The organism is Enterococcus sp. DIV0008 (assembly GCF_050542615.1).
GTDB classification, from domain to species: domain Bacteria; phylum Bacillota; class Bacilli; order Lactobacillales; family Enterococcaceae; genus Enterococcus_D; species Enterococcus_D innesii.
The window spans coordinates 236627-248642 of the sequence record NZ_CP172937.1; the positions used below are offsets into that span (position 1 = coordinate 236627).

Annotated in this window: 9 protein-coding genes; 8 read left to right on the plus strand and 1 reads right to left on the minus strand. The window is 37.7% G+C overall.

Annotated elements, in window-relative coordinates:
• Positions 1 to 50 precede the first annotated feature (50 nt).
• Together IGI84_RS01105 and IGI84_RS01110 are read left to right on the plus strand one after the other, a co-directional pair.
• Entirely contained in the window at positions 51 to 1214 is a 1164-nt protein-coding gene (locus IGI84_RS01105) for a glycoside hydrolase family 88 protein (RefSeq protein ID WP_220426299.1), read from the plus strand.
• Between the two features lie 13 nt (positions 1215 to 1227).
• On the plus strand, positions 1228 to 3003 hold the full coding sequence (locus IGI84_RS01110; RefSeq protein WP_220426298.1) for a glycoside hydrolase family 35 protein: 1776 nt from the start codon (positions 1228 to 1230) through the stop codon (positions 3001 to 3003).
• Between the two features lie 24 nt (positions 3004 to 3027).
• On the opposite strand, the gene IGI84_RS01115 is transcribed toward IGI84_RS01110, so the two are convergent.
• Positions 3028 to 3735 (minus strand): GntR family transcriptional regulator, encoded by a 708-nt coding sequence (locus IGI84_RS01115; protein WP_060791605.1) that lies wholly within the window; start codon positions 3733 to 3735, stop codon positions 3028 to 3030.
• Positions 3736 to 3925: 190 nt separating this feature from the next.
• Here IGI84_RS01115 and IGI84_RS01120 point away from each other — a divergent pair, with 190 nt between their 5' ends.
• From IGI84_RS01120 to IGI84_RS01145, 6 genes are all read left to right on the plus strand, one after another.
• The gene (locus tag IGI84_RS01120; RefSeq protein ID WP_220426297.1) at positions 3926 to 4885 is read left to right on the plus strand and encodes a PTS mannose/fructose/sorbose transporter subunit IIAB; all 960 of its coding nucleotides are present in this window, start codon (positions 3926 to 3928) and stop codon (positions 4883 to 4885) included.
• Positions 4886 to 5028: 143 nt separating this feature from the next.
• The gene (locus IGI84_RS01125) at positions 5029 to 5817 is read left to right on the plus strand and encodes a PTS mannose/fructose/sorbose/N-acetylgalactosamine transporter subunit IIC (protein WP_005226797.1); all 789 of its coding nucleotides are present in this window, start codon (positions 5029 to 5031) and stop codon (positions 5815 to 5817) included.
• Positions 5801 to 6610, plus strand: a complete 810-nt coding sequence (locus IGI84_RS01130) for a PTS system mannose/fructose/sorbose family transporter subunit IID (RefSeq protein ID WP_220426296.1) — start codon at positions 5801 to 5803, stop codon at positions 6608 to 6610. The genes IGI84_RS01125 and IGI84_RS01130 overlap by 17 nt, the downstream gene beginning before the upstream one ends.
• 354 nt (positions 6611 to 6964) lie before the next feature.
• Entirely contained in the window at positions 6965 to 7087 is a 123-nt protein-coding gene (locus IGI84_RS01135) for a hypothetical protein (protein ID WP_259280098.1), read from the plus strand.
• A 9-nt stretch (positions 7088 to 7096) separates the two neighbouring features.
• Positions 7097 to 7276 carry a hypothetical protein gene (locus IGI84_RS01140; RefSeq protein WP_230472277.1) on the plus strand — a complete coding sequence of 60 codons (180 nt, stop codon included), beginning with the start codon at positions 7097 to 7099 and terminating at the stop codon, positions 7274 to 7276.
• 1800 nt (positions 7277 to 9076) lie between these two features.
• Complete coding sequence (locus IGI84_RS01145) at positions 9077 to 12004, plus strand: thiopeptide-type bacteriocin biosynthesis protein (RefSeq protein ID WP_220426295.1); 2928 nt, start codon at positions 9077 to 9079, stop codon at positions 12002 to 12004.
• Positions 12005 to 12016 lie beyond the last annotated feature (12 nt).

The window sequence follows — 12016 nt, forward strand, 5'->3', positions numbered from 1 at the left end:
CGTTATAATGATTTCAGTTAATATGTTAACAAGTTAAGGAGAGGGTAAACATGCGTCTGCAAGAGAACAAACAACGCTTGATCCTGTTAGGAGAAAAAGTGACCGATGTGTGGTTAGCGGATAAAATCACCGCGTGCATCCAACAGATCGAAAAAAATAGTCAGCGCTTTGGCACACAGTTTCCTTCAGCCTGTGCCACCAATGGCAAATATCGGCTGAAAGGCAACGATGATTGGACCAATGGCTTTTGGACGGGGATGTTGTGGCTCGCCTATGAGTGGACCAAAGAAAAGAACTTTTTGACTCGAGCTATGGAAAATATCGACAGTTTTCAAACGCGCTTAGACGACCATTTTGTATTAGATCATCATGATATTGGTTTTTTATATAGCTTATCTGCCGGTGCGGGCTACAAGATCACTGGCGATGAACACTGCAAGCAAGAAGTCATTCAAGCAGCGGATGTTTTGCTGGCACGGTTTCAAGAAAAGGGGGAATTTATTCAAGCATGGGGCACTTATGGCGACCCACAAGAATATCGCTTGATTATTGATTCGCTACTGAACTTGCCGCTTTTATTTGCAGCAACTCAATTGTCGGGAGAGCCTCGTTACGCAGAGGCCGCGAGTAAGCATTATCAGACAGTCCGAAAGACCGTCATCAAGAATGACGCTACCACCTTTCATACGTATTATTTCGATCCTGAGACGGGGCAGCCAAGTCACGGTGCGACGCATCAAGGAAACAGCGACCAATCGATTTGGGCAAGAGGACAGAGCTGGGCGATTTTAGGGCTTCCTTTGAATGAAAGCTACCTGCATAGCCAGCCTTTTCCAGACAATTATCCGCAGATCGTGGAGGTGTTTTTGGCTCATTTGCCAGCAGATTTGGTGCCGTATTGGGACTTTGATTTTAACGACCAACATCCTGCTGAAAAAGACAGCTCTGCTTTAGCGATTGCGGCTTGTGGCTTGTTGGAAGCAGAGAAAATGGGTGCATATCCCGATGCCCAAAAAATCGCTAAAGGAATGCTTTACCAATTAGGCGAGCAGTATGCAGCGAGCCAAGTACCAGAAAATGAAGGCTTATTGCTGCATGGTGTGTATGCTCATGCGGAAGGCAAAGGCATCGATGAACCCAATCTTTGGGGGGACTATTTCTATTTAGAAGGATTGATCCGATTGGCATTGCCTGATTGGCAAAGATACTGGTAAAGGGGAAGACGACATGCGAACGTTTGAGATAAAAGAAGATTTTTTGTTAGATGGAAAACCAATCAAATTGATCAGCGGAGCGATCCACTATTTCCGCATGACACCGGCGCAATGGACAGATAGCCTCTACAATCTAAAAGCACTGGGAGCCAACACAGTTGAGACCTACATTCCTTGGAATCTCCACGAACCTCGTGAAGGAGTCTACGACTTTGAAGGAATGAAAGACATCTGTGCTTTTGTAAAGCAAGCCCAAACGCTTGGCTTGATGGTTATTTTGCGGCCTTCCGTCTACATTTGTGCTGAATGGGAATTTGGCGGGTTGCCAGCTTGGCTGTTAAACGAACCGATGCGGTTGCGCTCAACCGACCCACGCTTCATGGCAAAGGTGCGTAACTATTTCCAGGTCTTGTTGCCAAAGCTTGTGCCGTTGCAGATCACCCATGGGGGACCAGTGATCATGATGCAGGTGGAAAATGAGTACGGCTCTTATGGAATGGAAAAAGCGTATTTGCGCCAGACCAAGGAGTTGATGGAAGAATACGGCATCGATGTACCCTTGTTTACCTCAGATGGGGCATGGGAAGAAGTACTGGACGCTGGGACATTGATTGAAGACGACATCTTTGTCACAGGCAATTTCGGCAGTCGTTCCAAGGAAAATGCGGCTGTGATGAAAGAGTTTATGGCAAAACATGGCAAAAATTGGCCCATCATGTGCATGGAATATTGGGATGGCTGGTTCAACCGCTGGGGCGAGCCGATCATCAAGCGAGACGGTCAAGACTTAGCTAATGAAGTCAAAGAGATGTTAGCGGTCGGCTCCTTGAATCTCTACATGTTCCATGGAGGCACGAACTTTGGCTTTTACAATGGCTGTTCCGCTCGGGGAGCGCTGGATCTACCACAAGTGTCCAGCTATGATTACGATGCTTTACTGACAGAAGCAGGAGAACCTACCGACAAATACTATCAGGTACAAAAAGCCATAAAAGAAGCCTGTCCCGAAGTGTGGCAAGCCAAACCACGGACCAAGCAATTAGCGGCATTAGGAACCTTTCCCATCGAAAACAGTGTCTCATTATTGGCTATCAAAGATCAGCTGATGGCACCGCAAGAAAACATGTATCCACTAACAATGGAAACTGTCAGCACAGGCTACGGCTATTTGCTCTATTCGGTTCAGTTAAAAAATTATCATCGAGAAAACAAACTAAAAGTGGTAGAAGCTAGCGATCGGCTGCATATTTTTACCGACGGCCAATTACAGGCGATCCAATACCAAGAGACGCTAGGCGAGGAGTTGTTGATCCAAGGGGCACCAGATAAAGAAACCATCGAGCTAGATGTCTTAGTGGAAAACATGGGGCGTGTGAATTACGGGTTTAAATTGAATGGGCCTACGCAAACCAAAGGCATCCGTGGGGGCATCATGCAAGATATTCATTTCCACCAAGGCTATCGTCATTACCCAGTGACGCTTTCCGCAGAGCAGCTACAAGCCATCGATTATCAAGCAGGAAAAAATCCGACACACCCCTCCTTTTATCAAACGACCTTCAGGCTGACAGAGGTAGGAGATACGTTTATCGATTGCCGTGGGTATGGCAAAGGCGTCGTTATCGTCAATGGCATCAATCTTGGTCGCTATTGGCAACGTGGCCCCGTGCATTCCTTATACTGTCCGAAAGAATTTTTGAAAAAAGGCAGCAACGACGTCGTGGTATTTGAAATCGATGGCGTTGAGATCAAGGAACTCGTTTTCTGTGATCAACCTGTCGTAGAATAAAAAAATAGAAGTAGAGACCCAAATTTACGCGGGCTCTACTTCTATTTTTGTTTTGAAATATTTCCAGTGCTTGTAGCTGACGATGTATTCAGCGACACTTCCATCTGCCAAATAGGAGTGCTTGACTTGTTTGACCGCAGGCTCTCGGAAGCTCAGTTGCAATAAGTTCAACAATTCAGCGTCATCAGGAAAGACGATTTCGTTGGTTTCAACAGAAGCCAATGAGAAAAGGTCGATCGCAAAGTCTTTTCGGACCCGCTCATAAACACTAGCATATCGGTTGAGGTTTTTGGCGATCGGTTCTTTCATCAGCTTCTTCGGCAAATGAGTGATGTGAACCAAGAAAGGAACGTCGCCAAAATAGCGGACTCGTTTGATTCGGTAGTAGGAAGCACTGGCAGCCAATCCTAATTCTTTCAAAATCTCTGGGTCATTTCCTTCTTCCACCGCAAGGACCTTGACCTTTTCTTGGTCCAGTGAATGCAGCTCAATGTCGGAAAACTTCACACTCTGAGATACTTTTGCTTTTGAAACAAAGGTCCCTTTGCCTTGGATGCGATACAGATAGCCAGCACTCGTCAATTCATTCAATGCTTTGACTGCCGTGATCGAACTAACAGAATACATTCGCTTGATATCCGCCTCTGAATAAAACTTATCCCCAGGTATGAATTTATGGTCTTTGATTTCTTGTAAAAGATCTTGCTTGATCTGCTCATACTTTGGCAACACAGTGGTTTCCCTCCATTCCATATGAATACATCAAGCATAACATGTTAAATCCTTTCCTGCCACTTAATTAGTGTAGAAAATTCGTTGTTTTCCAGTCCGTATAGGCCTGAAAAATAAAATTCAATATGTTAAGATATTAGGTTTACGAATAGCTTGCCATGTGGTATAGTATGCTTACAAGGAACATAACATGTTAAGTGGGGCGACCTGCGGAGTAGGAGGGAAATTAGTGGAAAACATTGTATTGATCAGCCATGGCGGCATGGCAGAAGGGGTCAAAAGTAGTCTCGAGATGATCGTAGGCCAGCAAGCAAACGTTCACACCGTTTCATTACGAACAGATAGTGACAATCTGCAATTTGAGAAAGAATTGAACGAGAAAATGAAAGCCCTTAACGGTTCAACATTGATTATTGCGGATCTATTAGGAGGAACCCCGTGCAACGTTGCAGTCAAGAATTATTTAGAGGATGACGAAGTGGCAATCTTAGCTGGAATGACATTGTCCGTAGTGATCGAGGCAGTCGTCAATCAACGAGCGACGATCAAAGAGCTGCTTTGCTTAGCCAAAGAAAACATCGTTGATGTCAAAGCAGGGATGAACCAAGCAGAACAAGAAATTCTAGAAGAAAAGCAAGAGGAATTAGGGGATTACAGTGCGTATGCTGGGCAAGAAAATATCGTCAATAGTCGGATCGATGAGCGCTTGATCCATGGACAAGTCGCCGGTATCTGGTCCACCAGTTTAAACACGCAACGGATCATCGTAGCCAATGATGAAGCCGCCGCAGACCCATTACAAAAATCTTCTTTACGAATGGCAGCGCCAACTTCGATGCGACTTTCCGTCCTTCCAGTGGCAACGGCAGCCAAAAATATTCGCGCCGGTCGTTATGGAAAGCAACGGTTGTTTTTACTTTTCAAAAATCCCCAAGATGTTTTGCGTTATATTGAAGCAGATGGACCGATCAAAGCGATCAACGTCGGCAACATGAGCTACAAAGATGGTGCACGGGAAGTAACCAAAAGCATTCAAGTGCTGCCAGAAGAAGAGCCGATTTTTGAAGCGATCGCCGCAAAAGGCATCACCGTCACGGCACAGCTTGTACCCAATGAACCATCGATCGACTTTATGAAGAAATTACGATGATAAACCAGGCAGCGCTTCGATCGAGGAGAATATGTAGCGGAAGATTTGTCAAAAAACGAGTGTTTTTCACAATTTATCTGAGGCGACATAACGATCGATAACCAGCCAGTTAAGACTCGTTCATACAATTAGGAGGAAAATTCATGCATTTAGCAGCGTATCAAATCATTCTTATTACTGTTTATGCTTTTATTGCTATTAATGATTCACTTATTTCCAATACGTTGACCCAACCAGCGATCGCTGGAATGATTTCTGGAATGATCATGGGGGACTTAAAGACCGGTTTGATGGTCGGTGGGACCTTACAGTTGATGCGTTTGGGGATCGCCGCATTTGGTGGTGCATCCGTCCCGGATTATTTTACCGGCGCAGTACTGGGAACAGCGTTTGCCGTGATCTCAGGAAACGGCGCGGAATATGGCATCGGCTTAGCAGTTCCAGTGTCCTTGCTGATGCTGCAACTGGATGTCGTGGCTCGTTTTTGTAACGTATTTCTACTACACCGGATCGATAGAGCCATCGACAACATGCAAGTCAAACGAATCCCACGGTTAGTTTTATCGGGTTCTTTCTTGTGGGGATTGTCACGGGCGATTCCGATTTTATTGATGCTTTTAGCTGGAGATGCAGTCGTTACGACGATTACCGATAACACACCAGAATGGCTAATGACTGGACTAAAAACCGCTGGTGGCGTCTTGCCAGTCGTCGGGGTAGCGATCTTATTGCGCTACTTGCCAACAAAGCACTATATTCCTTATTTGTTATTAGGCTTCTTTTTAGCTGCGTATCTACAAGTCCCAATGCTCGGCGTTTCCATCATTGGGCTCGTAGCAGCAATGTTAGTCTTTAAACGTGATAGCGAAAAAGGCACCGTTGCAACGGCAGCTGCCGGAGATTTTGAAGGAGGATATGATGGCGATGAATGATCAAAAACTGACAAAAAAAGAGTTGAATACCATTAGCTGGCGTTATATTTTGGCAAGCCAATTAAACTGGAACTATGAGCGAATGATGAGTTCGGGCTACCTTTACGGCATCCTGCCCGTCTTGAAAAAATTCTATGGCCATGATGAGACCCAGCTGCAAGATATGTTGCGGACCCACAATCAATTTTTCAATACCAATGCGATCTTTGGGAACTTGATCATGGGGATCGATGTCGCTATCGAAGAACAAGACGGACACAAAGCCAAAGAAACGATTATCGCCTTGAAAACGGCCTTGATGGGTTCCTTGGCCGGTGTCGGTGACTCCTTGTTCCACGTGATTTGGGGAACGATCTTTGGCTCTGTTGCTGGCACATTGGCGCAAAATGGTTCCGTTGTTGGTTGTGTCATCTGGATCATCGCCAACATCGCGTTACTTTTTGGTCGGGCAGCGTTGCTTCCCCTAGGTTACAAACAAGGGGTCAAATTAGTGACGACCTTGAAAGACAAATTATCTGCCTTCACCAATGCCGCAACCGTTTTAGGGGTCACAGTGATTGGTGCTTTGATTCCCTCTGTCGTTAAAGCGACCGTTCCTTTTGTCTATAAAAAAGACGGCGTCGAATTAGTGATCCAAGACACGTTGGATGCCATCTTGCCATCCTTTGTACCTATCTTGCTCGTCTTGCTGACCTACTGGATGTTAGGCCAAAAGAAACTAAATTCCACTCGAGTGATTTGGATCATCTTGATCTTGTCGATCGTTTTGAGTGCGTTTGGTATTTTGGGTTAGGATTAGCAGTAACAACTGATAGATAAGAATACGTAAATAGAAAAAGAGTGTGGAATATTTTTCCGCACTCTTTTTTTATAAAATAATTTTCTTATTTGTACTCATAAATAATTTGATTTTAACAAAAAACCGTTATATTTACTCCTATAAATCAAATATTTTAATTATTTTTATTATATAATGATAGAAAATCTGTTTTTTTATTTGGGCAGTGCACTAGAAAAATGAGGATCTTTGCTTGGTAACTAATTGACCAATTCACAAGGGTCTTACGGTGATTATGGTGATAATCTACTATTAGTGATAAAACCGCCACCAAGCAATTCATAAAACAGCCAAAGAAGTGGGGAGGACTTGCTTGCAGTCAGATATGATGAACTATCATTAGAGTTTGAAACAAATGAAAGCGTATTTTCCCCCAAAGGGTTAGATGCAGGAACGAAAGCGATGTTAAAAGAAGCAGTTATCAATGACTAAGATAGAACTTTGGATCTTGGATGCGGGTATAGGTTTGCAGGGATTTATCTGGCAAAAAAATATACTAAATCGACAGTTATAATGACAGACATTTGCTTGTTATCTATTAGAATAGAAACATCTAATTTTTCAGAGCTAACGTCAATATCAACAAATAATTTTATTGAACAAGGGTCGCCTTTTAAGTAGAATGTCTGAAAATACTACGATATTTTGGGATTCCCTATAATCTCACTGTGTGTAAATAACCTCGCCTAACAGATGCAGAGATAATACAGCTAGAAGTTGCCTTTCAATTGCTATTTGAAAGTCTAATCTATTATCGAAATAGCTAATTAGTTGGTATTGAACAAAGTGGTTCGGGTAACCGACTTATAAATGAAGACAAACCTACAGGAGGAAGTAGCAAATTCCTGTTAAATCCTTTTCAGACGTTTATTGACTATGAGAAATTACCCAATAACGAAATAAATTACGTTAGGAATGTGTTATTCAATATTTTTTTACTTTGAAGACATCTTGAAAGAAAATGCAGATTCTAGGGTGTTAGTCAGTAAAATAAATGTTGTTAATCTGAGCCAGAGACTCGTTCCTTGCGAGTGATCAGTAAGCTTACAGTTACGATAATCGTATTTCTTCAAGGAGGAAAGAATTAGGGGGAGGTAAAACGAATCCCTATGGGCAATATTGTCTATCAAGCTTGAAGAAAATCGTTCTAAATAGAAAATCGATTGAATACTTTTCTAACAGCAAGGATCAATCTTTTATAAACAATAATATCTCTAAATTTGAAAATGAAGCAAGAAGTGCTGAGGTAAAGTGAAAGACACTCGAATGCGAACTATCGAAGGTAAGATACTCATTTTAATATTGGGTACGAGTCTTTTTTTGTGATTTCAAATTATATAATTGAAGGAACAAGTGAAAGACTATCAATCTGAAAAGCAGCTTTTGATGCATTGTACAAGGAAAAGAATGGGATCATCATTGACGTGCTGATTATGACAGTGAAAATATTGTTTGCTTCTATCTATGATTACGATAGGGGAAAAAATTACGGCAATGTGATTGTTTGGAAAGTCATGGCAAAAGGATGTGCAACAGACAAAGTGGGGGACTATTTATTTCTCGAAGATTCTTCAAAATCCACTGCCGCGGTTAACTTTGTATTGGATCAGACTATGGTTTTATGTATTACTACAATAGCCCTCAGATACAAGTGATTGTGGTCGGTGATTATGAAATTTCTACTGCTACCGGCAATAGTCAGACTGGTTATTATATGTAAAAAGTAACTTGTAACAACGAGTTGAAAAATTTGGTTGAAGATGTAACATAATTTAATTAATTGAATCGAGAACGGATAAAAAGGATGAATAAAGAAATTCTTTCTCTCGTTCATGTCGGTTTTAGCTATAGCAGTATTAACATATTTCACATGCATGAAGAACTTTGAAAGTCAGCAGCAAACGATCACAATTCAACAAAGTGAGGCAAAGATGATTGTTTTATCAGGACGACTGTTGAGATTAAAAGAGGTATTCTCATTCTTATATGATAGAAAGCTCGTATTTAATGATCAGTGAAAAGTCCTGGGAATATATTGATTGATATTCACCGGAAATGGGCCCATTTTTATATTGTAGGACGAGGGTTAAAGTGTTGTTAAGTTATATAAATCTAGCTACTTTTTTATCAAGCAAATTAAAAGGAGGAGCTATGAAAAATGAAAAAGCTGTTTAGACCTTTGGTGACATTGGATAGAAGACTTACTTTGCTGTGAAATAATCAATTCTAAAAATAATTGTAAAATAGATAATAATTTAACGTTTCGTATAATTGTATATCTATTTATTTTAATTGACTGTATGTGTTTCAATAAATTTTTAAGTTGTATTTAGATTTTTATAATAAATAAATACAAATAGAGGGAAATTGAGGTATAATGATAAATAATAGTTAAATAAATGAAAGGATAACTTATAGCATATGAATAAATTTAAAATTTTGGATGAGTTTCATTTGAGATACAATAATTTAAACACTGAAGTCTATTATAACAATTTAGAACATCTAGATGGTAAGGGGATAATTGAATGGTGTATTGAAAATTTCAGATTAATATCTGAATCTATATTCTATGCAAATGATGAAATTTTAAACAAAATAATTTATTATTCAACATTAAGTGAGAAAGAAAAAAAATCTGTAGAGGAAACAACATTTAAGTATCTATCAAGGTATTTTTTCAGACCTACACCGTTTGGTTTTTTTTCAACAGTCAAATTGGGAAGCTTTCAAAATAAAAATAATGAGAAGTTTATAAAAAAAACGTCTATTGAAATATCTCATTTATGGTTAGAAAATTTAAGAAGACAACTAGAAGTAAATAATATGATTGTTAAAAATTTATTTGTTACTAGTTCACCATTTATTTCATTATATGATGGAGATTTAGTTCTTTTTGATAACTATTCTAGTATTTCGGATGAACAACAAACAAAAATAAAAAAAACGCCTATATTAGAATTTATTCTTGAAAATACTCAAAAAAAGAAAAGCGTTACCGAACTAGCATATTTGGTAGGAAAAAAGTTTTGTATTAATGATCTTGAAAAAACCATTTTATTCATAAGAAAATTGATTTCTTTAAAAATACTAGTCACTGATTTTTTTGAAAATATTTTTTATTCTGTAGACAAGTTAAATAGAATTATTGATATTTGTGATTCTAAAGATATGAAGGTAGCTGAAGATCTAAAAAAAATACGCGAATCTATTACAAATCTTGAAGGATCTAATGATTATATTTATGAAAATTTAAAAAAAATAATTTCGCTACAAAAAAAGATAATCGAAGCTGAAAGCTATCTTTATATCAATCAAATTGATGAATCTTATTTCTTTCTAGATAAAAAGGCAAAAAAAGAAGTGCAACAAGCAGGGAACATCATAGCTCTGTTAACGGAGGATTCTGGAACAGGGGGAATGCTAACTGACTATATTGAGTTTTTAGGAAAGATTCCAGATGCGGAAAAAGAAACTAAACTAGTTGATTTACTTAATAAAACATTTGATTTGAACAAGAAAAAAACAAATCCAGATACGACTACATTTATTAGCGATAACATATCGTATCAATACTTGATGTCCAAAATTGGATTCTCCTTACTAACAAAAAGTGATGTCGAGTTGAATGAAGATGATATTAACTATATAGAAAGATACCACGATTCTAAAAATTCTTTTGACTTTGTTAATGAATTTGAGCTTATATTTACGATTCAAAAACAAGAGCAGGAAAAAGTATATATTTATAATCTTCAAAGTATGTCGGCACAAATTGGAGGTTACTTCTCACGATTTGAAAAAAATTTTAAGAACAGTAAGATATATAAAAATGAGGATTACCTTTACTTAGATATTGCTGATAACTTTCTTCCGACAAAATTATTCAGTAGATCACCAAAACAAAGAACATTTGATTTAGTAGATTCTCATAAAAATTTTAATAACTTAGAAGTAATAGATTTTACTTTGAATAGTGATAAATCTATAAATATTAATCAGTTATTTATTAAGTTGATAAATAATGAATTGTTTATAATTGATGATAAGTCTGGCAAAGTATTATTACCAAGGCAAATAAACCTAATAAATATTCCAATGATATATAACAGGATGTATATACTTTTATATTTTAGTAGAATGCAATTCTATAAAGCTAAGGCAGATTTTTTAAGTTTAATTATAGACAATTTTTATTATATACCTAGAATAAGATATAAAAACATCATCATTTTAAAACGCCATTGGAAATTAAATTATCATTTTTTAAAATTTCATGGCGAGAATACTGATATCAAGAACTTTAAGATGTTTCTTGAAAAAATAAAAGTACCTAAAATGCTTAAGATGGCTAGTAATGATGAAAATACAAATTATAATATTGATAATCCCTATCATCTAGAATTATTATATCGAAATTTAAAAAAGTATGGAGAGATAACAGTAACTGAATGTGATTCGGCTTTTGGAGAAAGCCTTATAGAAAATCATTCAAATCAATTTGTATTTTCTTTTATTAATAATACAATTCACAATTCTTTACCTAATATATTCGAGAGAAACAGATATGATGTTCACAACAATGGATTAAATTTGAAATGGATTAGTTATAAAATATATTTTAATGAACGCAAGCAAAATGATGTGATTGAGGAGCATTTAGTTCATGTTTTCAATTATTTAAGTAGTATAGGAATGAGTAATTTTTTCTTTATTCGTTATTGTGATCCTGATCCACATTTACGTATTAGAATGCAAGTAACTGAGAACCACATGATTGATGTAAATGAAGTGCAATCTGAAATTAGAAAGATTATTCACCCCATAGAGATATACGATTTTTGTATTACCAGTTTCTATCCAGAGTATCATAGATACGGTGGCAATCTAATGACCAATGATATATTAGATTTTTTTGTAAACGAAACCAATGTACTGATTAAAAATCCGCTTGCAATATCATTGAAGTCTAAAAATATTAATAATTTTTTAGTTGCATACATTTTTAATTATTTGAAAAATTTTTTTAATTCAATTGATGATATTTATAGTCTTCTCTTGCCGTTTAAAGTTAATAAATCTGTCCATCAGAAAGAGATTAGTGATTGCTTAGGAAGTATTGAAGAATACGAAAAAAAAATTATTAGTTTTAAATTCAACAGAGAAAATGGAGGCACATTAAAAAAAACTTTTTCAGTTAAGAAAAATCAAGAACGAAATAGTATCGCCCTATCAATTATTCATATGACTATCAATCGTTATCATGATATTGATAGAGAAAATGAGAACAGAATAATGAAACTTTTGTTTGAATTAGCACGAATTAAAAAATTTAAAAATAAGGAGTAATAGGTTTTTGAA